Here is a 24,705-nt window from a genome sequence, read left to right as displayed (position 1 = left end):
CAGCCATGAGCGGGCACGTGACGGGGGCGGTGGCGGCGCTTGCCGACGAGCTACCCCGCTGGGTTTCACTGCTGCGTGCGCCGAACCCGGGGCCGATGACTCTCGACGGCACCAACACCTGGGTGCTGCGCGCCCCGGCAGCCGAGTACGCCGTCGTGGTCGACCCGGGGCCGGCGGACGAGGGGCACCTGACCCGGATCGCCGACCACGGCCCGATCGGGCTGATCCTGATCACCCACGGCCACCCCGACCACACCGAGGGCGCCGCACGCCTCAGCGAACTGCTCGGCGGGGTGCCGGTGCTCGCCGTCGACCCGGCGCACACCATCGGCGGTGAACCGTTGACCGAGCCGGCCGAACGCCTCGGCGGGTTCGGCCTGGAGATCAGTCTGCTGGGCACGCCGGGGCACACCGCCGACTCGGTCTGCTTCCTGGTCGCGCACGACGACGAGCGGGTGGTGCTCACCGGTGACACCATCCTCGGCCGGGGCACCACCGTCGTCGCCCATCCCGACGGGCACCTCGGTGACTACCTGAGCAGCCTGGAGCTGCTGTCCGCGTACCGGGGGATCCCGGCGCTGCCCGGCCACGGCCCGGCGCTGGCCGACTGCGCCGCCGCCGCCGACTTCTACCTCGCCCACCGCCGGGCCCGGCTCGACCAGGTCCGGGCGGCGGTCGCCGCCGGCGCCCACACCCCGGCCGACGTGGTGGCGACGGTCTACGCGGACGTGGACCGCTCACTCTGGTGGGCGGCCGAATGGTCGGTCCGTGCCCAGCTGGAGTATCTGGGCGTCGACACCGGGGAATCCGCGCCCGGGGTCAGTGGGTTGGAGCACATGTGACCTGCCCCGTGTGTGGAACCGTTGCCGTTCCCGGGGCGCGGTTCTGCCACAACTGTGGCGCCGCGCTGCCGGCCGCCGCCACGTTGCCGGCAGCCGAGCGCCGGGTGGTCACCGTGCTCTTCGGTGACCTCTCCGAGTTCACCTCCTGGTCGGAGGACCTCGACCCGGAACGCGTCGGCGCGGTCACCGACCGGGTGCTCGCCGCCCTCGCCGGTGCGGTGAAGACGTTCGGCGGGCACGTCGACAAGCTGACCGGTGACGGCATCATGGCGGTCTTCGGCGCCCCGGTGGCGCACGAGGACGACGCCGAACGGGCCGTCCGGGCCGCCCTGTCCATGCAACGGGCCGTCCGCCGGGTGCTCGACGACGAGCGGGGCGGCGGTGCGCCCCTCGGGCTGCGGGTCGGCCTGAACACCGGCGACGTCATCGCGGGCATCCAGGCCGCGATCGAATACACGGTCATCGGCGACACGGTGAACACCGCGGCCCGGCTCGCCGACGCCGCCGCGGTCGGGGCCGTCTACGCCGGTGGACGCACCGCCGCGGCCACCAGGCACGTCTCCTCCTGGCGGGCGCTGCGCCCGCTGCGGCTCAAGGGCAAGCGTGAGCCGGTCGAGGCGTACGAGCTGCTGGGTCTGCTGGACGCCCCGGGCACCCGCTCGGGGCTCGGCGACGAGGCGCCGTACGTCGGCCGGGAGACGGAGATCGGGCGGGTCGCCGGCCGGCTCGCCGAGGTGATCGACCAGGGCGACCCACGGGTGCTGCTGATGACCGCCGAGGCGGGCATCGGCAAGTCCCGGTTCGCCGCCGAGGTGGAGCGCCTCGCCGCCGGGTACGACGTCGGCGCTGGCCGGTACGCGGCGCACACCGGGGCCCGGGTGCTCTCGGTGCGCTGTGCCGCGTTCGGTGAGCGGCGACGGCTCGCGCCCCTGGCCGATCTGGTGCGGGCCGCCGTCGGTCTGCCCAGCGACGCGTCCACCGCGCTGACCCGCCCGGCGGTGGAGGAACGGCTGCGCCGGCTCGGGCAGCGGCTGGCCCGTTCCGGCGCGGAGACCCCGCCGATCGCCACGGAGCAGCTGCTCGCCCTGCTCGGCTACGCCGAACTCCCGGCACACAGTGGCACCGACAGCGGCGAGTGGGGCGGATCGGGCACTCCGGCCGCGGATGCCGAAGTGGTGCCGAACGCGGTCGCCGACCTGCTCAGCGGGCTCGCCTCGGAGGCGCCGCTGGTGATCGTGGTGGACGACCTGCACGACGCCACCGCCGAGACGATCAGTGCGCTCGGGTTGACCCTGTCCAGGCTCACCGGCCCGGTGCTGGTGCTGCTGCTCGGCCGCCCCGAGCTGGTGCGTACCGCCGGCGCGCTGACCCGGGTCGCGGACGCCGAGGTGCACTCGCTGCCGCCGCTGCGCGGCGCCGACGCGGCCCGGCTGCTCACCACCTACCTCGGCGGCGGCAAGTTGCCACAGGCCGACGCCGACCGGTTGCTCGCCACCGCGCAGGGCAATCCGTTCTACCTGGCTGAGCTGGTCACCCTCCTGATCGAGCGCGGCGCGCTCACCACCGAATCGGTGCGCGGTTCCGCTGCCGCGTCGGTGCGTGGCGCCGGCTCAGCGCGGGGTGCCGCCGCGGAACGGCCCGGCTCCGGCGAGCGGGAGCAGAGCGGGCCGGCCGGCTGGCGGTTGGTGCCGGGTTCGCTGGGCAGCCGGCTGCTCTCCCGGGACCTCGCCGCCGTGCTGGCGGCCCGCATCGACGCGCTGCCGCCGGACGCCCGGTCGGTGCTGCGCGACGCCGCGGTCACCGGTGACACGGTGCCGACCGGGGCGCTGGAGGCGATGCGGGAGCAGCGGGGTGGTCGCGACGGCCGGCCGTCGGCCGTGGTCGCCGTCGAGCTCGACCGGGCGGTCGAGGAGTTGCTGCAACGCCGGATGCTGCACCGCTCGCGTACCGGCTACTCCTTCGCGACACCGTTGATGCGGGAGGCCGCGTACGCCGGGGTAAGCAAGGCCGAGCTGGCCGAGCGGCACGCCGCGCTGGCCCGCTGGGCGGCGCCGGCCGACGACACCACGGCCAGCACGGTGGGCGGGTTCACCGACGAGGCCCGGGACGACTTCGTGGCGACGCACGTCGAGCGGGCCGCCACGCTCGCCGACGCGGTGAAGCTGCGCCCGGACGCGCCGGCCCGGGCGGTGGTTCCGCTCGGCGTCGCCGCGCTCGGCCGGGCCGCCCGCCGGGCGCTGTCCGCCGGTGAGCCGGCGATGGCCGTGGAGTACGCCGAGCGCGCCACCGAACTGGCCCGCGACGGGGTGCCGGCGGCCGATCAGGTGGTGCACGCCCGGGCTCTGCTCCAGGTCGGCCGGGTCTCCGACGCGTTGGCGTACGCGGAGAAGATCGCCGCGAACGCGGGGGACGAGGTCACCCGGGTCAGCGCCCTGCTGCTGGCCGGGCAGGCCCAGGAGACCCTCGGCGACCAGGGTCGGGCGGTGACCGCCTGGCAGGAGGCGTTGCAGGTGGCCACGGCGGGTCAGCTGCCCATTCAGCGTGCCACGGCGATGCGCCGGCTCGGCATGGCCGACTTCGTGGCCGGGCGGCTGAGTCAGGCGAGCAGCCGGTTGGCGGCCGCGTACCAGGTCAGCCTCGGCGCGCAGGACCGCCGCGGGCAGGCATGGTCTCTGCAGAACCTGGCCTGGGTGACCACCACCCGGGGCGACTTCGCCGGCACCGACGCGGTGCTCGGCCGGGCCGCCCGGCTCTTCGCCGAGCTGAAGGACCCGTACGGGCGGGCCTGGCTGCGGGGCACCACGGCGTTCGCCCGGTTGCTCGCCGGCCGACTGCGCGAGGCGTGTCGGATGGCGCAGGTGTTCCTGCCGTTCGGCGAGCGGGTCGGTGAGGCGTGGGCGGTGGGCACGTTGCGCGCGGTGGCGGCGTTCGCCACCGCCGAGTTGGGTGACCTGGCCGAGGCGGACCGGGAGGCCCGGCGGGCGTACCGGGAGTTCGCCGCCGCCTCCGACGACTGGGGGCGCGGGTTCGCCCTGGTGGTCCGGGCGGTGGTGGCGCGCGGGCTGGGCGAGCCGGAGCACGCGGCGGACCTGCTCACCGACGCCCTGGCGTACGCGGAGCGCACCTCGCACCCGCTGCTCACCGGGATGGCCGGCACACTGCGCGGCTTCGTCGCCCTGGACATGGGCGACTGCGAGACGGCCGAGCGGGTGGCCCGCGCGGTGCTGACCGCCGTGGAGCCGCACAACCCGCAGGCCCCGGCGCAGGTGGCGCCCCGGGTGCTGCTGGCCACGGCCCGTCTCGCCGCTGGTGACTCGGCGACCGCCGTCGGGCTGCTCGCCCCGGTGGCGACGGCCGCCGCGAACGCACCATCGCTGCTCTTCTCCCGCCGCCAGACGATGGCCCAGTACGCTGCCGCGCTGCTCGCCCACGGTCAGCGGGAGCAGGCGTTGGACTGGGCCCGCCGGGCGGTCACCGCACCGGCCGAGGACGTGCGCAGCCAGGTGATCGCGGCGAGTGTGCTGGCCGAGGCGTTGGCCGCCTGCGGTCGCCCGACGGAGGCGCTGTCCTGTGCGGAAGAGGCCGTCCGCCTGGCGTACGCCACCGAGCAGCGCAGCGAACGAGCCGCAGCCGACGCCCTCCACACCCGCCTAACCACAGCCCTGGTCTAACCCCCTGCCCCCTGCCCCCTGCCCCCCGCCCTGCCCTGCCCCCGACTGTTGATCAAGAGGTTTGCGTCAGGATTCGGGCTTCCGGTGACCGAAAGCTCTTGATCAACGCGGCCCGGGGGATGGGGCAGGTTTTTGCCGGTTTTGGGGATGTGGTGGTCGGGGGGAGCGGCTAGCGTGTCACCACCGCGTACGGGTCCACAGTGGTGACCGTCGCCGTGCCTGGGGAGGCCCTTCATGAAGCTGCCGCGATCCATCGCGGGCTGGACCATCGCGGTCTTCGGCGTGTTGGCGCTGGTGATGGGCGCGGTCGGGCTGCTCTGGCCGGAGGCGCAGCTGCGCATGCTCGGGTTGGAGGTGCCGGCGACGCGGGCCGTCGGTGACCACACCGGGACGTTCCTGCTGGCGTCCTCGATGGCGGCCTTCAACATGGGCGTCTACTACCTGCTCGCCACGGTGACCGAGTGGCGGGTGTTCTACCGGTTCACCGTGGTCTTCCGGCTGGTCACGTTCACCGTGTTCACCATCGCGGTGCTGGCCGACATCGCCCCCGACCGGTTCTTCGGGGTGGCGGCGTGGGAAGGGCTGGGAGCGGTGGCCACCGCCATCGGTCTGCGGCTGGATGCCCGTCGGGGCCTCCCCGCCGGCAGGGTCGGATCGTCCGAGGGTGCCGACACGGCTGCGGTCGCCGAGGAGGGTACCGGTCCCGCCGGTGCCGCTCCGGCGGACGCGGTGCGCTGAGCCATCGGTCGGGTTGGGTATTTTCGAGCGGTGACCGACACCCCGACCGGCGGCCCCCCAGTGCCGATCGTGCCCGGTCTGACTGATTTGCGGGTCTTTGCCCGGGGCGGGTACGCGACCGTCTACCAAGCCACCCAGATCTCCGTGGGTCGCGAGGTCGCCGTCAAGGTGGAGAACCGGACGCTGGACAGCGAGCGGGATCAGGCCCGCTTCCTGCGCGAGGCCCGGGCGGCCGGCCGGATGTCGTCACACCCGCACGTGGTCGACCTCTTCGACGTGGGGGTCACCGTCGACCAGCACCCCTACCTGATCATGGAGCTCTGCGACGGCTCGTACGCCGAACGGATGCGCACCTCGCCGCTGGGCCCGGTGGAGGCCCGCGACCTCGGCATCAAGATCGCGGACGCGCTGGCCCACTCGCACGCCGCCGGGGTACTGCACCGGGACGTGAAACCGGCGAACATCCTCTACTCGCCCTTCAACTCGGCGGTGCTCGCCGACTTCGGGCTCGCCGTCCTCGCCGAGCACCGGGACGCCTCGGTCACCCTGGAGGTGCTCACCCCGGCGTACGCGCCGCCGGAGATGTTCAGCCACAGCCCGCCGTCGCCGGCCGTCGACGTGTACGCGCTCTGCGCCACCCTCTACGCGGTCATGCACGGCCGGCCGCCGCGCTGGCAGTCCGAGCGCAACCCGAGCCTGGTCACCGTGCTGGAGATGTTCAACCAGCCACTCCCCGCCCTACCCGGGGTGCCGGACGAGCTGATCGACGTGCTGCGCGTCGGCATGGCCAACGACCCGGCCGAGCGTCCCTCCGCCCTGGAGCTGCACGACCTGCTCACCAACCTGCCACTCGGCCCGCCGGCGGCACCGGTGAGCGGCGCTCCGGTCAGCGGCGGCGCGACGCTCTCCGGCCCGTACGCGGCCAGCCAGCCGGTGCCCCGCCCGCCCATCGAGGACACTCAGCGAACGGTCCCCGCCGGTCGGCGTTGGCGGCGCTGGCTCTTCGGCGGCGCCGGGGTGCTCGCGCTCGCCGCCTCCGCGACCGCCGGGGCCTGGGTCGCCGACCGGGCGCCACCACCCGCCCCGTACCCGTCGGCCACCCAGATCGCCGCACCGGCGACCGGGCCGCTGCCCGGCTGCGCGACCGGCACCGGTGCGCCCACCGCCCTGCCCGAGGGCGCCCGGTGCCTGCCCGAGCTGGAGTGCTTCGGCCCGATGCGGATCCGCGGCAACCGCGCCGAGGCGGCTCGGCTGTCCTGCGCCGGCCGACACACCTGGGAGACGTACGCGGAGGGCATCCTGCCGGTGTCGCTGGTCGGCGCCGACTACGACGAGGTGGCCGCCGCCGAACCGGTACGGCAGGTGTGCAGCGCCACGACGTTCCGCCTGACCACCGGGATCGCCGAGGTGACCGGCTGGCACCTGGAGGTGCTCCCGCCGGTCGACGGCAGCATCGACCGAACCTACCGGTGTCTGGCGGGGCGCGGCGTGGACGCGCTCACCGCGCCGACGCTCACCGGCCGCTGAGCCCGTTCGACCCGCGTCGGCGATCACGCACCGCACGCAACGCGTCCCGGCTGTCCAGGGCGTCGAGAGTGTCCGCGTCGATCCCGTACGGCATCAGCTCGGGCGGCCCGAAGGCCGCCGACCGGTCCGCCGGCTCCGGGTCGTCGACCTGACGAGCGGCGGAGACCGCCACCCCGGCGATCATGGTCATGAGCACGCAGAGCAGCGCGAGAACCACACCGAGGAGATCTTGTCGGCGCCACACGACCAGCATGACCAGCGGCGCGAGGGCTCCCAGCGCCGCGAGCACCGCCACCGTGCGCGCATCTGGTCTGGACAGTCGGCTCACCCGTCCAGCATGTCGCGACAAGGCCGGCTGTCAACCGCAGAGCCGACCGCCGCGCCGATCGACGTCGATCCGAGCGGCCGCCCGACATGGACCACGGCACCCACACGGAGTGGACAAGAACGGCTACTCTCGGTGTCCCGCAGGCTCTTCCGGCAGCGAGGTCGCCCATGAATCCAGGCAGTTCGCAGTCCCGGCTCCGCTCGGTCGCGTCGACACTGGCGGTCGCCCTCACCCTCGTGCTCGCCGCCGCTGCCGGCTGCGACAGCCGGCAGGAACCGGAACTGCCCTCCGTGCAGGAGAAGATGCGCGAGACGCACATCTACGGTCAGTCGAAGCTGCGGGTCGGTGTCGCCACCAACGAGCCGCTCATGGGCGAGTTGCGAAACGGCCAGCACTTCGGGTTCGACGTCGAGATCGCGCGGTACATCGCGGCCTCCCTCGGCTACGAGGGGGACCAGCGGCTGGAGTTCGTGTCGGTCGCCACCGAGGACCGCATCCCGTCGCTCCAGGGCGGCACCGTCGACCTCGTGGTGTCCAGCTTCTCCATGACGGAGGACCGTAAGCAACTGGTCAGCTTCGCCGGGCCGTACTTCGTCACCACGCAGGAGGTGATGGTGCCGGTCCGACTCAAGGACAAGATCCGCACCATTGAGGATCTGCGCGACCCGGCCTACAAGGTCTGCACCAGCGGTGGCTCCACCACCGAGGCCGAGTTGGAGAAGCACCAGGTCAAGACGTTCGTGGTCAAGGACGTCGGCGACTGCGTCGATGGCATCCGGAAGGGCCGGTACGACGCGGTCAGCTCCGACGAGTCGATCCTCGCCGGTTTCCTGGCCAGCTTCCCCAAGGAGTTCGAGATCGTGGACATGCCGTTCGGCACCAGCGAGTTGCTGGGCATCGGCGTGCCGATCGGTGATCCCGCGTTGCGCGATCTGGTCGCTTTCTTCCTGCAGAAGAGCTACGTGCAGGGCCGCGACGGAGATGCCAGCCCCTGGCAGACCGCGTACAACCGGACCCTGGGCCCCTGGCTGAAGGCCGAGAAGCGCCAGCCGCAGCCGCTGGAGGTGCCGAAGCTGGTTGACTTCGACGACAAGGCGCCCGCGAAGTGAGCACGGCGCCGACCGCCACCGGCGGCGACGGGCCGGTCCCGCCGCCCCGCACGTCCGTGCCCGGCGGCGCCGCCGACTCGCCGACCATCGACGCCGCGGCGCCGCCGTTCGTCGACCGTCCGAGCACGCGTGCGGGAGGTGCGGTTGCCTGGCCGGCCGCCGTGCCGGTCGCCGAACCCGCCGAGCAGGTCGTCGCCGACGTCGAGCCCGGGCGGGTCCGCTGGGATCCAGCCGAGCGGCGTGCCCGCGCCAGCCAGTCGTTCTGGACCGCGGTGGTGGGCGTACCCGCGATCTTCTCGGTGCTCCGCCTCGGTGTGGAGGCCGGCGGCGAACTCCAGACCACGTTGCTGCTGGTGGCCAACGTCGGGCCGGTCAACCTGCTCGCCGGCTTCCTCACCACGGCGGCCCGGCTGCTCTCCACCGGTCTGGTCGCCGTCTTCGCACTCGGCGCGGTGCTGGCCGTCAGCGCGGACCGGCTCCCGCCGGGCACCCGTCGCCGCCCGCTCTTCGCCCGCTGGGCCGACATCACCCCGGCCTGGGTGGTGCTGGCCAGCTTCCTGCTCGCCCTGATCACCTGGCCGTTGCTCTACCTGCCGCTGCTGTTGCCGGCGTTCGTGGCCGCGTTCCAACTGCGACCCGGGCGGCTGCACGAGCGGGTCGTGCCTCGGCTGCTGCTGGTCGGCGTGCTGCTCGCCGGGTACGGCTGGCTGATGCTGCCCACGCTGCGCCAGGCGGTGCAGCAGGGCGGTGAGTGGCTGGTGCTGGTGCTCATCGTGGTGCCTCCGCTGCTGGCCCTGTTCATCGCGGGGCCGCTGCCGGGCATGGTGATCCGGCCGCTGGCGTCGGTGACCGAGGTGGCGGTGCTGGCCACCCTGGTCTGGGCGGCGGTGCCGGTGATCAGCACACCGGTGTTGCCGCTGACCGTCACCACGGTGGGCCCGGAGAGTGGGCCCACCGAGGACGTACGCGGGCACGTGGTCACCACCGACGACGTCAACATGGTGATCCTTCAGGAACGGGGCGGCGTCCGATACGTCCCGGTCGATCTGGTCCGCGCCCAGGTGCTCTGCCCGAGCGAGGAGGAGTTGCCCCGCCACCAACTGCGCATTCACGACTTCCACATCGAGGATTCCCTGTTGGAGGGCATGGGCCGTCGGGTCCGCCCGGTGCACCGCATCGACGCCGCCTGCCGTACCCCAGCCTGACGCCCGTCTGAGGAAAGCAGCGGGCGTCGCCTAGCGTGCCCGGCGGTTGGCCCGCACGAGTGCGACGGTGGCCAGCGGTATGCTGACCGCCCCGAAGGCCGCGACGCCGGCGAGCAGGTAGGCGATGCGGTGGTTGTGCGGAGCGCGGCGGTCGGCCACCTCCGCGTCCGGGTCCTGCGGGTCGTAGACGATCGGGATCTCGTCGCCCACCGCCGGAGCGGCACCGGGCGGCTCGTCGCCCTGACCGACAAGCGTCTGCACCCGCCGTCCGTCCGCGGTGTCGAACTCGACGTGGATGCGACCCTTGTTGACCTTGACGACCTGGGCGGCTGCCTCCACACCCCGGGTCTGTAGCGCCTGGTCGTTGCGCCACACCGTCCAGGCGGCGATGGCGAAGCCGATGACGACGACGAGGCCGAGCCCGGCGAACAGCGGCGCCGGCGGGCGACGGGTTTGCAGCAGATCCATGCCGATCACCATCTCCGGTGCGGCGTGTCGGTAAAGGCGATGCGGATCGCTGGGAACGCCTCAGCCGTATATACATTCCGGCGGTATATGCTGCGACGATGGCGAAGGCTTCCCTGCACGAATCCACCTACCTGATCCTCACCGCGCTCGTCGAGGCTCCACGGCACGGCTACGCCGTCCTCGAGGAGGTTCGGCAGATCTCCGACGGGCGGGTCGACCTGCGCGCCGGCACCCTCTACGCGGCCCTCGACCGGCTGCGGACCGAGGGCCTCATCGACGTCGAGCGCGAGGAGCAGGTGCAGTCCAGGTTGCGCCGGTACTACCGACTCACCGCCTCCGGGGCGCAACGGCTCGCCGAGGAATCGGCGCGTCTGCGCAGCAACGCCGACGCGGCGAGCGTGCGACTGCGCCGTGCCGGTCTCATCGTCGACGGCGGTGCGGCATGACGTTGGAACACGGTTACCGGTGGCTGCTGGCCTGTTATCCCCGCGCCTACCGTCGGCAGTACGAGGACGAGCTGATCGGGGTGCTGCTGGACGACGCGGCCCCAGGCCAACGCAGGCCTGCGGCGCGAGACGTGGTCGCCCTGCTCGGCGGCGCGTTACACGCGCATGTCCGCCAGGCTGGTGCGCGATTCTCGGGCGATGCGTGGCGGGAGGCGGCACAGGCGCTCGGCCTGATCGCCGCGTTGATGTTGTTCGTGCGGGATGCGCGCGTTCCGGTGGTGCACCTCGCCATGTTCGCGGACAGCTATCCCGAGGGGTTAGGAGAACCGTTCGTCCTCTGGCCGGTCGGTTTCGTGGCGCTGCTGTGGCTCACCGTGGCGGTGTCGGCCGTGTTCGGGTGGGGCCGGGCAGCAGCCGCGATCGCCGTCTGTTGCGCGGCGTTCGAGGTGATGCGGGTCGCCGAGGATTACGGGCAATATTCCACGGTGCGCAATCTCTGGCCCGCCGTGCTCGCCGCGATGGTTCCGCTGGTGCTCGCCGTCCGTGCTCCCCGTTCCGCGACGGCTTTCCTCGCGCGCTGGCGGCTCGGCACGCTGGCGGCGGCGACGCTGGTCAGCGTCGGTGCTCCGAGCATCGCCCAGGTGACTGGTGCTGATGACTCGACGACTCCCGTTTACGGCACGTGGATCTTCACCGTCGGCGTCGGCCGAATCGAGGCGATCCTGCTGACTGCGGGATACCTGCTCTTCGCCCTTGTCATCCTGTCGACGCCGGCGGTGCTGCGGCGACGCCTGCTCGCGCTTGTTGTTCCGGTGGGCGTCACGTTGGTGCTCACCCGAGTGGGGCTCGGCACCACGGGGACGTTCCTGGAGCGTTCCACCCACGACGGTGTCCTCGATGCGCTCACCCTGGCGCAGTGGCTGACCCTGGTGCTGGTGCCCGCGCTGCTCTTCGCGGTGGCCGTGGCGATCCTGAACCAGCGGGAGCGGTCGGGCACATAAGGCGCGTGAGGAGGCCGCCCGTCACGCGGCTCAGCGGCTGATCGACTCGGCTTCCTGGAAATCGGGGTGTCACTGGCTCTCGGACACCCCGGAATCCAGGAAGCCGAGTCGATCAACCCTCGGGCGCGCTGGCCAGGCTCAGTACGACTTGTCCTGGCCCAGGACGTGTTGGGCCACGAAGTTGAGGATCATCTCGCGGCTGACCGGGGCGATCCGGCCGGCCCGGACCGCGCCCAGCAGGGTCGCCACCCCGTACTCGGTGGTCATGCCGGCCCCGCCGAGCACCTGGACGGCGGTGTCCACGGCGAGCGCGGCGGCCTCCCCGGCCGCGTACTTGGCCATGTTGCCGGCCACCCCGGCCTCCAGGTCGCGGCCGGCGTCGTACAGGGTGGCCGCCTTCTGGATCATGAGGCGGGCCAGCTCCACCTGCACGGCCGCGTGTGCCAACGGATGCGACACCCCCTGGTGGGAGCCGATGCTCCGACCACCCCAGACCTTGCGGGTGGCGGTGTACTCACTGGCCCGCTCGATGGCGTACCGGCCGGTGCCGGCGCCCATCGCGGCCACCGTGATCCGCTCCGGGTTGAGCCCGGCGAAGAGCGCCGGCAGCCCGGCGTCCAGGGACTCACCGAGCAGCGCGTCGGCGGGCACCCGCACGTCGTCCAGGTAGAGCAGGAACTGGTTCTCCGGAGACACGATCTCCATGTCCAGCTTGGACCGGGTCAACCCGGCCGCGTCGGTCGGCACCAGGAACAGCGCCGGCTTCAGCTTGCCGGTGGAGGAATCCTCGGTACGGGCCACCACCAGCACGTGACCGGCCTCGTCGACCCCGGAGATGTAGCACTTGCGGCCGTTCAGCAGCCAGCCGTCGCCGTCGCGGCGAGCCACCGTGCCGAGCCGGTGGAAGTTGGAGCCGGCCTCCGGCTCTGTGATCGCAAAGACGATCTTCTGGGAGCCGTCGGCGAGGCCCGGCAGGTGCTTTTTGCGCTGCTCCTCGGTGCCGTGCCGGTTGAGGACTGTCGCCGCGATGGCGGTGGAGACCACCAGCAGCAGGAGCGGGCAACCCGCCGCCGCCAACTCCTCGCAGACGATGGCCAGCTCGGTGATGCCACCGCCCCCGCCGCCGTACTCGGTGGGGATGTTGACCCCCAGGTAGCCGAGCCGCCCGGCCTCCGCCCAGAGTTCGGTGGTGTGTTCGCCGGCCCTCGCCTTCTCGACGAAGTAACCATGGCCGTAGCGGCGACCCAACGCCCGCACGGCGTCCCGCAGTTGGTCCTGCTCAGGGGTGAGGTCGAGGGTCATCGGGCGTCCTCTTCTTCGATAACGGCCAGCACGGCGCCCGTCTGCACCTGACCACCGGCCGGCACCGGCAGGTCGGCGACCACGCCGTCGATCGGGGCGAGCACGGGATGTTCCAGCTTCATCGCTTCCAGGGTGAGCAACGGATCACCGGCGGCGACCCGCTGGCCGACCTGGACGTGTACCCGGGTCACCGCGCCGGGCAGCGGCGCGAGCAGCGACCCGGCCGCCACCGCCGCGGTGGGCAGCGGGAGACGCGGCAGCTCGGCCAGGCTCGCCGCCCCGTCCGGGCCGTCCACGAAGACAGCCGATCCCACCCGGTGTACGCGGTACGCGCGCCGAACCCCGTCGACGTCGAGCACCACCCGGTCCGGGGTGGCCTCGACCAGCGCAACGGTGGGCTCACCCGCCGACCCGGCGGTGTCGGTCGCTGCCCGCCGCTCGGCCGAGTCCTCGGCCGCTGACGAGCTGGACCAGTCGGCGAGCCGGCCGGTCCGGTCCAGGCGGTAGCGGATCTCGATCTCGTCGCCGTCCGGCCCGACGAACCGGCTGACCTGCGGGACCGCCGGCACGTTGCGCCAACCGGAGGGGAGCCCGGCAAGCACCGGTGCGGTCGCCCGGCGGTGCGCGGCGCCCGCCAACGCGGCGGCGAGGGCGGTGAGTGGGACCTGGTCGGCGGGAAGGAGTGGGGTGAAGACCTCCGGGTGCCGGTCCAGGAAGCCGGTGTCGACCTCAGCCGCCGCGAACTCCGGGCTGCGCAGCACCCGGACCAGCAGATCGCGGTTGGTGGCCACCCCGTGCAGCTCGGCCCGAGCCAGGGCACCCGCCAGGGCCCGAGCCGCCTCGGCCCGGGTCGGTGCCACCGCGATCACCTTGGCGAGCAGCGAGTCGTAGTGCACCCCCACCACCGACCCAGCCACCACGCCGGAGTCGAGCCGCAGGCCCGCCCGCTGGATCCAACCGAACTCGCGGTCCACCCCGGGCACGTCGAAGCGGTGCAGGGTGCCGGTCGCGGGCCGCCAGCCCTGCGCCGGCTCCTCGGCGCACAGCCGTACCTCGATCGCGTAGCCGCGTGTGGCCGGGTAGTGGTGATGTGCGGGCAGCGGGGCGCCCTCGGCCACCAGCAACTGCATCCGGACCAGGTCCAGCCCGACCGGAGTGACCAACTCGGTGACGGGGTGCTCCACCTGGAGTCGGGTGTTCATCTCCAGAAAGAAGAACTCGCCTGTCGGTGCCAGCAGGAACTCGACCGTGCCGGCCCCCACGTAGTCGACCGCCCGCCCGGCAGCCATGGCCGTCTCGTGCAGCCGATCATGCAGCCCCGGCGGGAGATCACCCGGAGCCTCTTCGATGATCTTCTGGTGCCGGCGCTGGATCGAGCACTCCCGGACGCCGAGCACGTGCACGTTTCCGTGGGTGTCGCCGAAGATCTGCACCTCGACGTGCCGGCCGCGCTCGACGTACCGCTCGATGAAGACCGTGCCGTCGCCGAACGCCGCAGCCGCCTCGCGGCGTGCGGAGGCGACCGCCTCGGCCAGTTCGTCGGCGGCCCGGACGATCCGCATGCCCCGGCCACCACCGCCGGCGGACGCCTTCACCAGCACCGGGAAGTCCGCGACGTCGTCGGTGTCGGTCCAGCTCGGCAGCATCGGCACGCCCGCCTCGGCGAGCAGCGCCTTCGCCGCCAGCTTGTCGCCCATCGCGGCGATCACCTTGGCCGGCGGCCCGACCCAGGTCAGACCGGCGTCGGTCACCGCCGCCGCGAACTCCGCGTTCTCGGCGAGGAACCCGTAGCCGGGGTGGACGGCGTCCGCGCCGCTGCGCAGGGCCGCGTCCAGGATCAGGTCGGCGCGCAGGTACGTCTCGGCCGGCGTGGCACCCGGCAGCCGGACCGCCTGGTCGGCCTCGGCGACGAACGGCGCGTCGGCGTCCGCGTCGGAGTGCACGGCGACGGTCTGCACGCCCATCGCTCGGCAGGTGGCGAAGACCCGGCGGGCGATCTCGCCCCGGTTGGCCACGAGCAGTCTGTTGATCATGGTGCCCTGAGCCTGCCTTTCGTTCGCGACTGCGGGACTCCGCTTCGCTGCGTTCCTCGCGCTCACGGCCTACATCCGGAAGACGCCGAAGCCGTCGGCGCCCTTCACCGGTCCGTTGTGGATCGCCGAGAGGCAGAGCCCGAGGACGGTCCGGGTGTCCCGAGGGTCGATCACCCCGTCGTCGTAGAGCCGGCCGGAGAGGAAGAGCGCGCCGGACTGCGACTCGATCTGCTGCTCGACCATCATCCGCATCGCCGCGTCGGAGTCCTCGTCGTAGTCGCGCCCCCGGGCGGCAGCCGCCTGTCGGGCCACGATCGACAGCACCCCCGCCAGCTGCGCCGGGCCCATCACCGCCGACTTCGCGTTCGGCCAGGTGAACAGGAACCTCGGCTCGTACGCCCGGCCGCACATGCCGTAGTTGCCGGCCCCGTACGAGGCGCCCAGGTTCACCGTCAGGTGCGGCACCGTCGAGTTCGACACCGCGTTGATCATCAGGGCACCGTGCTTGATGATGCCGCGCTGCTCGTACTCGGTGCCGACCATGTAGCCGGTGGTGTTCTGCAAGAAGATCAGCGGGGTGTCCGAGGCGTTCGCGAGCTGGATGAACTGCGCCGCCTTCTGCGCCTCCGCGCTGAACAGCACCCCTCGGGCGTTGGCCAGCACACCCACCGGGTAGCCGTGCAGTTCGCCCCAACCGGTGACCAGCGCGTCCCCGTACGCCGGCTTGAACTCGTCGAAGTCGCTGCCGTCGAGGATCCGGGCCAGCACCTCCCGGGGGTCGAACGGCACCTTCAGGTCGGCGCTGGTGATGCCGAGCAGTTCCTCCGGGTCGTACTTCGGCGGCTGCGGCACCGCCGTACGCGGCGACGGGCCCTGCTTGCGCCAGTTCAACCGGCGGACGCACTGCCGGGCCAGCCGGATGCCGTCCCGCTCGTCGGCGGCCAGGTAGTCGGCGAGCCCGGACGTGCCGGCGTGCATCGCCGCGCCACCCAACGACTCGTCGTCGGTGACCTCACCGGTCGCCATCTTCACCAGCGGCGGACCGGCCAGATAGACCTGCGACCGGTCCCGAATCATGATCACGTGGTCGGACATCCCCGGCACGTACGCGCCACCGGCCGTGGCGTTGCCGAAGACCACGCTGACCGTGGGGATGCCGGCCGCCGAGAGCCGGGTGAGGTCACGGAACACCCGACCCCCTGGGATGAAGATCTCCGCCTGGGTGGGCAGGTCCGCCCCGGCCGACTCGACCAGATTGACCATGGGCAGCCGGTTGGCCAGGGCGATCTCGCCGGCCCGTCGGGTCTTCGCGAGCGACCACGGGTTGACCGCGCCGCCGCGTACCGTCGGGTCGTTCGCGACGATCAGGCACTCCACCCCCTCGACCACCCCGATGCCGGTGACCACGCTGGCCCCGACAGGGAAGTCCGAGCCGTACGCGGCGACCGGCGACAACTCCAGGAAGGGGCTGTCGGCGTCCACCAGCAGCTCGATCCGCTCCCGGGGGAGCAGCTTGCCGCGGGCGTGGTGCCGGGTCACGTACTTGTCGCCGCCGCCGGCCCGCGCCTGGTCCAGCGCGGCGTCCAACTCGGCCAGCCGCTCCAGCAACGCCGCCCGGTTCGCCAGATACGAGGGCGCGGACGGGTCGACCGCGCTGTCCAGGGTGGTCACCGTGCCTCCTTCGTTCGCGACTGCGGGGCTCGCAGACCCGGCTCACTCCTCGCGCTCACAGGCCCATGCCCTTCGCGATGATCTCGTTCATGATCTCGGTGGTGCCGCCGCCGATGCCGAGGATCCGGGCGTCGCGGTAGTGCCGCTCCACCTCGGCGTCGCGCAGGTAGCCGAAGCCGCCGTGCAACTGCAACGCCTGGTCGACGACGTGGTCGCAGGCGGCCACCGCCACGTTCTTCGCCATCGCCACCTCGGTCACCACCGGCTCACCGGCCGCGACCCGGCCCGCGACCCCGTGCACGTACGACCGGGCCGCCTCGGCCCGCGTGTGCATCTCGGCCAACCGGTGTCGGATCAGCTGCCGGCTGGCCAGCGGACGACCGAAGGTCTCCCGGTCCCGGCACCAGCGGACCGCCAGCTCGACGCAGCGCTGCGCGGTCGCGTACGCCTGGGTCGCCAGCGAGAGCCGCTCCGCCGCGAAGTGCTGCATGATCGCCAGAAAGCCGGTGTTCTCCGCGCCGATCCGGTTGGTGACCGGCACCCGGACGTCCGCGAAGGACAGCTCGGCGGTGTCCGAGCAGTGCCAGCCCAGCTTCTCCAACCGGCGGCCCACGGTGAACCCGGGCGACCCCTTGTCGATGACAAGCAGGGTCAGTTCACCGCTGCCGGGGAAGTCGGTACACACCGCGGTGGTCACGAAGTCGGCCCGGTGCCCGCTGGTGATGTACGTCTTCGAGCCGTTCACCACGTAGTGGTCGCCGTCGCGGCGGGCGGTCGTGCGGATGCCTGCCACGTCCGAACCGCCGTCCGGCTCGGTGATGGCCAGCGCGCCGATCATCGTGCCGGAAAGGGTGGGCCGGACGTACCGCTCGATCAGGCTGTCGTCCCCCGGGGACGAGACACCGCCGAGCCGACCGCCCAGCGAGCCACCGGTACGGGCACCGGCCGCCGCGACCATGTGCGGCAACGCGATCCCGTGGGTGAACAGGGCCGCCACCAGCCCGGACGAGCCACCGGAGCGGATCAGCTCCTCGGTCACGATGATCGAGTCGAGCAGGTCACCGCCGCTGCCACCGACCGACTCCGGGAAGCCGACGCCGAGCAGGCCGAGCTTCGCGGCGGTCGCGTGCAGCGCCCGGGGCACCTCACCGGCCCGCTCCCAGTCGTCCAGGTGCGGCAGCACCTCCCGGGTCACGAACGCCCGGGTCAGCTCGCGCAGTTGCCGACGCTCCGGGGTGTCCACGATGCTCACTGCGCCGCTCCTGTCGGGAGGTCGACGATCCGGGCGCGCAGCAGTTCGCCGAGCGCCTTGGCCTGCGGGTCGAACCGGGTGGACGCGGCCACCCCCGCGCCGAGCAGGCCCTCGATCACGAAGTTGACCGCGCGCAGGTTCGACAACTCGTAGCGCCGCACCGGCAGCGACGCGGTCTCCGGCAGCAGTTCGGCCAGCCGTTCGACGGTCAACCAGGTCCGCAGCCACGCGTACCCGGCGTCGGAGCGCGCCCAGACCCCGAGGTTGGCGTCTCCGCCCTTGTCCCCGGAGCGCGCGCCGACCACCTCGCCGAGCACGCCGCGACGGGTCGGACCCTCGACCGGCACCCCGCTGCCCGGCGCCGTCTCATCCTTCGGAGCGGGGGAGGTGCCGATCGGCGGGGCGATCGGCACCCGCTCGCCGCCGGGCAGCACCGCGACGTGCGCCACCGCGTCCTGCGGCACCGCGTCGGCGGTGAAGACGCCGTACGGTGTCGCGTCACCGGGCAGGGTGGTCAGCGTGCAGCCCGGGTACGAGGCCAGGGCCAGCTCCACCGCGGCGGCCGAGAAGGCCCGCCCGGCCCGCGCCTTGTCGCCGTCCCGTAGGTGTACGTGCAGCAGGGCGCTGGCCGCCTCGGTGTCGGCGGCGTCCGGATGGTCGGTTCGGGCCAGCGTGAACTCCAGCCCGTCCTTGCCCACAGCCTCCTCGACCTGGCCCCGGACCAGGGCCGCCTTCGCCTCGATGTCCAGCCCGCAGAGGACGAACGTCATCGAGTTGCGGAAGCCGCCGAGGTTGTTGACGCCCACCTTGAGCGTGGGCGGTGGCAGCGCGCCCCGTACGCCGGAGACCCGGACCCGGTCCGGCCCGTCGGGGTTCAGCGTCACCGTGTCCAGTCGGGTGACCACGTCCGGCCCGAGGTACGACGGCCCACCGATCTCGTAGAGCAGTTGGGCGGTGACCGTCTCCACGGTGACCGCGCCGCCGGTGCCGGGATGCTTGGTGAGCACCGATGAGCCGTCGGCGTACACCTCGGCGATCGGGAACCCGGGCCGGTGACCGCCGTCGGGCAGTTCGGTGAAGAAGCTGAAGTTGCCGCCGGTGACCTGTGCCCCGCACTCGACGAGGTGCCCCGCGACGGTGGCCCCGGCCAACTCCTCGAGGTCGTCGCGGCCCCAGCCGTAGCGGGCGATGGCCGGCCCGACCACCAGCGACGCGTCGGTGACCCGGCCGGTGACCACCACGTCCGCACCGGCGTCGAGGCAGGCGGCGATCCCGAACGCGCCGAGGTAGGCGTTCGCGCTCAACGCGTCCGGCCGCTGGATCGTGTCGCCCTCGACATACCCGACCCGGGCCGGCAGGCCGAGCCGGTCGGCGAGCTTCTCGATGGCGGCGGCCAGGCCGGCGGGGTTCAGTCCACCGGCGTTCGTCACGATCCGTACGCCCCGGTCGAGGGCGGTGCCGAGGCAGGTCTCCAGCTGTCGCAGGAACGTCTTCGCGTAGCCCAGGTCGGGGTCGCGCAGGCGGTCCCGGGCGAGGATCAGCATGGTCAACTCGGCCAGGTAGTCGCCGGTCAGCACGTCCAGCTCACCGCCGTCGAGCATCTCCCGCCAGGCCGTGAACCGGTCGCCGTAGAAGCCGGAGGCGTTGCCGATGCGGATCATGCCCGTACCCCGTTCCGGCCGGCCGGCAACCGGCCGTCACCCGGCGGTCCGGCGAAGGCCTGAGCCACGTCGAGCCATTCGTCGGCGACCGGCCCGGTGGCGACCAGCGCGAGGTCCGCGCGGTGTCGACGCTGGGTGACCAGCAGGCAGAAGTCCCGAGCCGGGCCGGTGACCCGGTCGGCGGCGTCCGCCGGACCCCAACTCCAGGTGTCGCCGCCGGGCCCGACCAGCTCGACCCGGACCGGCGCCGTCGGTGCCTCCCGGCCGTGCGCGGCGAAGCCGTGCCCGAGGGTACGCACACCCAGGTGCGCGATGTGCCGAAGTCGGTCGCTGTCGGGGCGGACCACGTCGAGGGCGTCGGCCACGTCTGCGCCGTGCGCCCAGGTCTCCATGATCCGGGCGGTGGCCATCGAGGTGGCCGACATCCGGGTCCCGTACCAGGGCAGCTTGCCGCCGGCCGGAACGGCGGCCAGCGCCTCGGCGAGCGCCGTTCGCCCGGCGCGCCAACGGGCGAGCAGTTCAGCCGGCGGGGCGAGGAACTCCTCGGCGCCGACGTCGACGAGTCGGGTCACGTCCGGCGCGGCGGTCACCGTCGCGTAGAACGCCTCGGGGTCGGTCGCGGCCAACAGCGCGACGTGGTCGGTCCAGGCGAGGTGGGCGATCTGATGCCCGATGCTCCAGCCCGGGGCGGGGGTCGGCCTCGCCCAGTCGGCCACGGGCAGTGGGGCCACCAGGGTGTCCAGCTGGGCGGACTCGTCGGCCAGGTCCGTGAGCAGGTCGCTGAGGTCGACCATGGTGCCTCCGGTCGGTGGTGGCCGGTGCGGCCGGCGGTCAGGGCGTGAGCAGGGTGGCGAGCTGGCGCTTCCAGGTGGTCAACAGGGCGGCCCGGCGGGCGGAGTCGTCGCTGAGCAGGTTGGCCACCCCGAGCCCGCGGAGCAGATCGAGCGTGGCCTGTACCGCTTCGCGGACGCCGGGTCGGCGCTCGTCGACCCCGAGCAGGACGACGGTGAGCTGGTGCATCTCCCGCCCGACCGTCGCCTCCAGCGGCACCAGGGCGTCCCGGAGCTCCCGGTCGGTGCGGGCGGCGACCCAGAGCTCGAGCGCGGCCACGAACAACGGCCCGGTGAACGCCACGGCGAGCAGGTCGACCACCCGGTCCAACCGCTGTGGTCCAGTCGGCAGCGCCTCGGCCTCGGTGCGCAACTCGTCGGCCCGCCGCTCGGCCAGATGCCCCACGGCGGCCGTCACCAGCGCCGCCTTCGTCGGGTAATGGTGCAGCTGAGCCCCCCGCGAGACACCGGCCCGCGCCGCGACGACGGTGGTCGTGGTGCCAGACCAGCCGTGCTCGATCAGGCAGTCGACGGTCGCCTCCAGCAGCCGGGCCTGGGTGGCGCGGCTGCGTTCCTGCTGAGGGACACGCGTCGATGCGGTGGGCACGGGGACAGCCTGGGCCCTACGAAACAAACAGTCAAGACTGACTTTTTCTAGATGGTGGCCCTCCGGTTGGTGGCGGGGCTCGCGGTGGGGCGGTGATGGTGTGGCGGCGGCGCACGAGGTGCTTCGGGTGCGCTGGTCTCCCTTCGGAGCTGATGTCACAAACGAATCGCCCTTCGGCCCTGCCCCTCGGCCCTGCCCCTCGACCGCACCTGCTGGACTCATCCGTCGACCTCGCCCGCCGATCAGCTACGGCTGATGCCGCAAACGATTCAGCTCCAAAGGCTCCTAACCCGTATCCCGGCTGCCGCCCCAGCGTCGGTCAGGTTGCCGCGCCCCAGGGGCGGTCGGGTTGCCGCCCCCAGCGTCGGTCGGGTTGCCGCCCCAGCGCTGGTCGGGCTGCCCCTCAGCGGCCGTCGCGGGGGCCGAAGACGGCCAGCGCGTCGGCGTCGCTGTGCTGGGAGCGCAGGTACTCGTCGGCCCAGGCGGCGGCGTCGGGGAAGGTCGACTCCGCCGCCGCCCGGGCACAGGCCGCGTCCACGTCGAAGGCGGTGCGGCGCAGCTGGACGCCCGGCCCGAGCAGCGCCCACCACGCGCCCGCGCCCCCGTACGGCATGCCGATGCTGCCCGGGTTGACCACCAGGCGCCGGTCGACCAACCGGGTGAAGGGCATGTGCGTGTGGCCGCAGACCACCGTGGAAACCTCGGCCGGAAGACCGTCGAACACCTCCGCCCAGCGCGCCATCCGGGAGTCGACGAGCACCACCTCCTCGTCATCGCGGGGTGTCGCGTGACAGAACAGCGTCGGCCCGAGGCCGTCGATCTCCAGCGTCGCCGTCGCCGGCAGCGCGGCGAGCCGGGCCACCTGGTCGTCGCGTAGCTGCCCGGCGGCCCAGTTCGACACCTCGATGGAGGCCGGGCGGCCGGCCCGGGCCTCAACCAGTTCGCGGTCGGCATTGCCGCCCACCCAGCACACCCGGTCGCCGAGGTCGGCGAGTACGTCCAGCACCTCGACCGGTTGCGGGCCGGCGGCGATGTCACCGGTGAGCACGATCAGGTCGGCGGCGGCGACGTCCGGCTCGGCCAGTACGGCCTCCAGCGCCGGCAGGACGCCATGGATGTCGGAGAGCACGGCAACACGGTTCACCATGGCCCCAGCCTCACCGCCAGCACCGCCTCAAAGCCAGCGATTCTGCGCCAGGCAGATGGCAAACGTCCCCGCCTACCGTCGGTGACGGCAGGCGGGGACGTTTGGTGCTGCTCAGACGCGGGCGCGACGGGCCAGGCGCTCCGGGTCCAGGATGATGATGCTCTTGCCGTCCAGCCGTAGCCAGCCGCGCGACGCGAAATCGGCCAGCGCCTTGTTGACGGTCTCCCGGGAGGCGCCGACGAGCTGGGCGATCTCCTCCTGGGTGAGGTCGTGGGTCACCCGCAGAACGCCGCCGTCGCGGGTGCCGAAGCGACCCGCCATCTGAAGCAGGTTCTTGGCGACCCGGCCCGGCACGTCCGTGAAGATCAGGTCGGCGAGCGAGTCGTTGGTCCGGCGCAGCCGCCGGGCGAGCACCCGGAGCAACTGCTCGGCGATCTCCGGGCGGTTGTTGAGCCACGGCCGCAGCGCCTGCTTACGCAGCCGCACCAGCCGGGTGTCGGTCACCGCGGTGGCGGTCGCCGTACGCGGACCCGGGTCGAAGAGCGACAGCTCACCGACCATGTCCGACGGCCCCATCACCGCGATCAGGTTCTGTCGGCCGTCCGCCGCGCGGCGACCAACCTTGATCTTCCCGGACAGCAGGATGTAGAGGCTGTCACCGGGCTCGCCCTCATTGAAGACGATCTCGCCCTTACGGACTTCGATCGTCTCCATCTCCTTGGCAAGCGCCTCGGCAGCTTCCGGGTCAACACCCTGGAAGATCCCGCTGCGGGCCAGTACCTCGTCCATTGCGCACCTCCGGTTGCGCGTGCCGTCCGTCGGCCGGGGCCGCCGTCCGCTGATCCCCTCGCGCGCCGCCAAGTCTAGGCGCACGTGAGCATGAATCAGAGGTCGCCCCTGGAATCTTGATCGGTGGGCGTAACCTGCCCGACGTGCTGAGCGAGCCGATTCTGACCAGCCGTGCCGAAGACGGGCGGAACGTTCCGCTGCTCGTCTGGCGCGCGGACGTGCCTCTGCGGGCGGTCAGCAGTGGCCCTCTGGGCGGTGGCATCGGGGTGCGGCGGTGGGTACTGAACGCGACCGTACCGATGTCGTACGACCGGGAGGACCCCGCGGCGCACCTGGCCTCGCTCGCCGCTGAGCTGGCCCTCGACGGGCCCGGGGTAGGTCTGCTGACCGGCGTCGATGTGACCGAGATGGTGGCCCGGACCGACACCGGGGTGCGGGCCTGGGTGACGGTCGGGCTCGGCACGCCGGTGCCCGCGGCCGCGCCGACGCTGACCGCGCTCACCCCACGCGTCGGCACGGTCAACATCGTGGTGTACGTGCCGGCCCGGCTCGCCGACTCCGCACTGGTCAACGCGGTGGCCACCGCGACCGAGGCGAAGAGCCAGGCGATCACCGAGCTGGGGGTGCCGGGGACCGGCACGCCCACCGACGCGGTCACCGTGCTCTGCCCGGTGGACGGGCCGGAGGCCGCGTACGGCGGGCCGCGCTCCACCTGGGGCGCTCCGCTCGCCCGAGCGGTGCACGCGGCGGTGCTCGCCGGCGGTGCTCGGCCGGTCGTGCCGTGGTCTGAGCAGCTCAGGAGCGCAAAGTCCACCCGATCGGCTGTCGTTGGCGGGTTTAACGACCGGTAGGGTCGCGGGCGATGTACGCTCCCGCCTCCCTCGCGTCCCGCCCGCGTCGCCGCGTCGCCCTCGGCCTCGCCGCGCTGCTGGCCGCCCTCCTCGTGGCCGGCTGCGCCGACTCCGGTGGTGAGGCACCCGTCTGGCAGCCCGGCGCGGGAGGTGGTGGCACCGGTGCGCCGGTCTCCACGGCCGGCCCGAAGACCACCGCGCCGGCATCCTCCGGTCAGGGTGGCGCGATCTCGCTCTCCGCCACCGGCGACATCATCATGGGCAACGCGCCCAGTCGGCTGCCCGCCGCCGGCGGTAAGGGCTTCTTCAACTCGGTCACCGAGGCGCTCAAGGCCGATCTGGTGATGGGCAACCTGGAGGAGCCGCTGACCGTCGACACCGGCACCGGCAAGTGCGGGGCCAACTCCACCCGCTGCTTCCAGTTCCGGGCCCCGCCGGAGTACGCCGCGCACCTGCGCGACGCCGGCTTCGACGTGCTCAACCAGGCCAACAACCACGGCTACGACTACGGGCCCAAGGGCTACGAGAACACCCAGAAGGCACTGCAGAAGTACGACCTGGAGCACACCGGCGCACCGGACGAGATCACCGTGGTCGACGTCAAGGGCGTCAAGGTCGCCGTCGCCGGCTTCTCGTCGTACGTCTGGTCCAACAGCCTCGTCGACATCGCCAAGGCGAAGGCGGTGGTCGCCAAGGCGGCCACCATGGCCGATCTGGTCGTGGTGCAGGTGCACATGGGCGGCGAGGGTGCCGACAAGACCCGGGTGAAGCCGGGCACCGAGATCTTCCTGGGCGAGAACCGGGGCGACCCGGTGAAGTTCTCGCACGCCATGATCGACGCAGGCGCCGACCTGATCGTCGGGCACGGCCCGCACGTGCTGCGCGGGATGGAGTTCTACCAGGGGCGACTGATCGCGTACAGCCTGGGCAACTTCGCCGGCGGCGGCAACTCGCTGAGCAACGACGGTCGCCTCGGCTGGGGCGGGGTGCTGAAGGTGTCGCTCAAGCCGGACGGCGGCTGGGCCGGCGGCTCGTTCACCTCGACGTACATGAACTCCGCCGGCAAGCCGACGATGGACCCGGACGACCGGGGCCTGGGCCTGGTCACCGAGTTGAGCCGCGCCGACTTCCCGAAGGGCGGCGCTCGGCTCGACGGGCAGGGGAAGATCTCGCCGCCAACCGGCGGCTGACCCGAGCAGGACCGTCCGGGGTGCGACGTAGGCTGAC

General features: G+C 72.7%; 21 protein-coding genes. 10 read left to right on the top strand and 11 right to left on the bottom strand.

Annotation, left to right across the window (positions count from 1 at the left end; translation table 11 throughout):
• The first annotated feature begins 5 nt into the window (after positions 1-5).
• From ACIBD9_RS02075 to ACIBD9_RS02060, 4 genes are all read left to right on the top strand, one after another.
• Positions 6-842, top strand: a complete 837-nt coding sequence (locus tag ACIBD9_RS02075) for an MBL fold metallo-hydrolase (protein WP_396713702.1) — start codon at positions 6-8, stop codon at positions 840-842.
• A complete protein-coding gene (locus ACIBD9_RS02070) occupies positions 839-4,513 on the top strand; it encodes an adenylate/guanylate cyclase domain-containing protein (RefSeq protein ID WP_396713700.1) in 3,675 nt (1,224 codons plus the stop codon). The genes ACIBD9_RS02075 and ACIBD9_RS02070 overlap by 4 nt, the downstream gene beginning before the upstream one ends.
• Before the next feature lie 234 nt (positions 4,514-4,747).
• Positions 4,748-5,251 carry a hypothetical protein gene (locus ACIBD9_RS02065; protein WP_396713698.1) on the top strand — a complete coding sequence of 168 codons (504 nt, stop codon included), beginning with the start codon at positions 4,748-4,750 and terminating at the stop codon, positions 5,249-5,251.
• A 30-nt stretch (positions 5,252-5,281) separates the two neighbouring features.
• The gene (locus tag ACIBD9_RS02060) at positions 5,282-6,778 is read left to right on the top strand and encodes a serine/threonine-protein kinase (RefSeq protein WP_396713696.1); all 1,497 of its coding nucleotides are present in this window, start codon (positions 5,282-5,284) and stop codon (positions 6,776-6,778) included.
• On the opposite strand, the gene ACIBD9_RS02055 is transcribed toward ACIBD9_RS02060, so the two are convergent.
• On the bottom strand, positions 6,765-7,106 hold the full coding sequence (locus ACIBD9_RS02055) for a hypothetical protein (RefSeq protein WP_396713694.1): 342 nt from the start codon (positions 7,104-7,106) through the stop codon (positions 6,765-6,767). The two genes, ACIBD9_RS02060 and ACIBD9_RS02055, sit on opposite strands and share 14 nt — an antisense overlap.
• Positions 7,107-7,273: 167 nt before the next feature.
• Between ACIBD9_RS02055 and ACIBD9_RS02050 the strand changes: the two genes are divergently transcribed.
• Together ACIBD9_RS02050 and ACIBD9_RS02045 are read left to right on the top strand one after the other, a co-directional pair.
• Complete coding sequence (locus ACIBD9_RS02050) at positions 7,274-8,215, top strand: transporter substrate-binding domain-containing protein (RefSeq protein WP_396713692.1); 942 nt, start codon at positions 7,274-7,276, stop codon at positions 8,213-8,215.
• Entirely contained in the window at positions 8,212-9,420 is a 1,209-nt protein-coding gene (locus ACIBD9_RS02045) for a hypothetical protein (protein ID WP_396713690.1), read from the top strand. The genes ACIBD9_RS02050 and ACIBD9_RS02045 overlap by 4 nt, the downstream gene beginning before the upstream one ends.
• A 30-nt stretch (positions 9,421-9,450) precedes the next feature.
• Here the strand turns inward: ACIBD9_RS02045 and ACIBD9_RS02040 are convergent, their stop codons facing one another.
• The gene (locus tag ACIBD9_RS02040) at positions 9,451-9,888 is read right to left on the bottom strand and encodes a DUF3592 domain-containing protein (protein WP_396713688.1); all 438 of its coding nucleotides are present in this window, start codon (positions 9,886-9,888) and stop codon (positions 9,451-9,453) included.
• A gap of 98 nt (positions 9,889-9,986) precedes the next feature.
• Between ACIBD9_RS02040 and ACIBD9_RS02035 the strand changes: the two genes are divergently transcribed.
• Together ACIBD9_RS02035 and ACIBD9_RS02030 are read left to right on the top strand one after the other, a co-directional pair.
• Positions 9,987-10,334: a PadR family transcriptional regulator gene (locus tag ACIBD9_RS02035; RefSeq protein ID WP_396713686.1), complete on the top strand. Its 348-nt coding sequence runs from the start codon at positions 9,987-9,989 to the stop codon at positions 10,332-10,334.
• A gap of 80 nt (positions 10,335-10,414) precedes the next feature.
• Positions 10,415-11,335, top strand: a complete 921-nt coding sequence (locus tag ACIBD9_RS02030; RefSeq protein ID WP_396713684.1) for a hypothetical protein — start codon at positions 10,415-10,417, stop codon at positions 11,333-11,335.
• A gap of 138 nt (positions 11,336-11,473) precedes the next feature.
• Here the strand turns inward: ACIBD9_RS02030 and ACIBD9_RS02025 are convergent, their stop codons facing one another.
• From ACIBD9_RS02025 to ACIBD9_RS01985, 9 genes are all read right to left on the bottom strand, one after another.
• Complete coding sequence (locus tag ACIBD9_RS02025) at positions 11,474-12,637, bottom strand: acyl-CoA dehydrogenase family protein (RefSeq protein ID WP_396713682.1); 1,164 nt, start codon at positions 12,635-12,637, stop codon at positions 11,474-11,476.
• On the bottom strand, positions 12,634-14,670 hold the full coding sequence (locus ACIBD9_RS02020) for an acetyl/propionyl/methylcrotonyl-CoA carboxylase subunit alpha (RefSeq protein ID WP_396713680.1): 2,037 nt from the start codon (positions 14,668-14,670) through the stop codon (positions 12,634-12,636). Before ACIBD9_RS02020 ends, ACIBD9_RS02025 begins: the two co-directional genes overlap by 4 nt.
• A 69-nt stretch (positions 14,671-14,739) precedes the next feature.
• Positions 14,740-16,341 carry an acyl-CoA carboxylase subunit beta gene (locus ACIBD9_RS02015; RefSeq protein WP_396713679.1) on the bottom strand — a complete coding sequence of 534 codons (1,602 nt, stop codon included), beginning with the start codon at positions 16,339-16,341 and terminating at the stop codon, positions 14,740-14,742.
• Positions 16,342-16,396: 55 nt separating this feature from the next.
• The gene (locus ACIBD9_RS02010) at positions 16,397-17,593 is read right to left on the bottom strand and encodes an acyl-CoA dehydrogenase family protein (protein WP_396713677.1); all 1,197 of its coding nucleotides are present in this window, start codon (positions 17,591-17,593) and stop codon (positions 16,397-16,399) included.
• Positions 17,590-19,254, bottom strand: coding sequence for an acyclic terpene utilization AtuA family protein (locus ACIBD9_RS02005; protein WP_396713675.1), 1,665 nt, complete (start codon positions 19,252-19,254; stop codon positions 17,590-17,592). The genes ACIBD9_RS02010 and ACIBD9_RS02005 overlap by 4 nt, the downstream gene beginning before the upstream one ends.
• Positions 19,251-20,048, bottom strand: a complete 798-nt coding sequence (locus ACIBD9_RS02000; RefSeq protein ID WP_396713673.1) for a TIGR03084 family metal-binding protein — start codon at positions 20,046-20,048, stop codon at positions 19,251-19,253. The genes ACIBD9_RS02005 and ACIBD9_RS02000 overlap by 4 nt, the downstream gene beginning before the upstream one ends.
• Positions 20,049-20,085: 37 nt before the next feature.
• Positions 20,086-20,691, bottom strand: a complete 606-nt coding sequence (locus ACIBD9_RS01995; protein ID WP_396713671.1) for a TetR/AcrR family transcriptional regulator — start codon at positions 20,689-20,691, stop codon at positions 20,086-20,088.
• Positions 20,692-21,094: 403 nt separating this feature from the next.
• Positions 21,095-21,838, bottom strand: a complete 744-nt coding sequence (locus ACIBD9_RS01990) for a metallophosphoesterase family protein (RefSeq protein ID WP_396713669.1) — start codon at positions 21,836-21,838, stop codon at positions 21,095-21,097.
• 111 nt (positions 21,839-21,949) lie between these two features.
• Positions 21,950-22,627 carry a Crp/Fnr family transcriptional regulator gene (locus ACIBD9_RS01985; protein ID WP_007466162.1) on the bottom strand — a complete coding sequence of 226 codons (678 nt, stop codon included), beginning with the start codon at positions 22,625-22,627 and terminating at the stop codon, positions 21,950-21,952.
• A 143-nt stretch (positions 22,628-22,770) separates the two neighbouring features.
• On the opposite strand from ACIBD9_RS01985, the gene ACIBD9_RS01980 reads away from it, so the two are divergent.
• Positions 22,771-23,478, top strand: a complete 708-nt coding sequence (locus ACIBD9_RS01980; protein ID WP_396713667.1) for an adenosylcobinamide amidohydrolase — start codon at positions 22,771-22,773, stop codon at positions 23,476-23,478.
• Between the two features lie 11 nt (positions 23,479-23,489).
• Positions 23,490-24,668, top strand: coding sequence for a CapA family protein (locus tag ACIBD9_RS01975; RefSeq protein WP_396713665.1), 1,179 nt, complete (start codon positions 23,490-23,492; stop codon positions 24,666-24,668).
• The last annotated feature ends 37 nt before the right edge of the window (positions 24,669-24,705 follow it).

This window comes from Micromonospora sp. NPDC050784, assembly GCF_044456765.1.
In the GTDB taxonomy this organism is placed as follows: Bacteria; Actinomycetota; Actinomycetes; order Mycobacteriales; family Micromonosporaceae; genus Micromonospora; species Micromonospora foliorum.
This window is presented reverse-complemented; position numbering and strand designations above follow the sequence as displayed.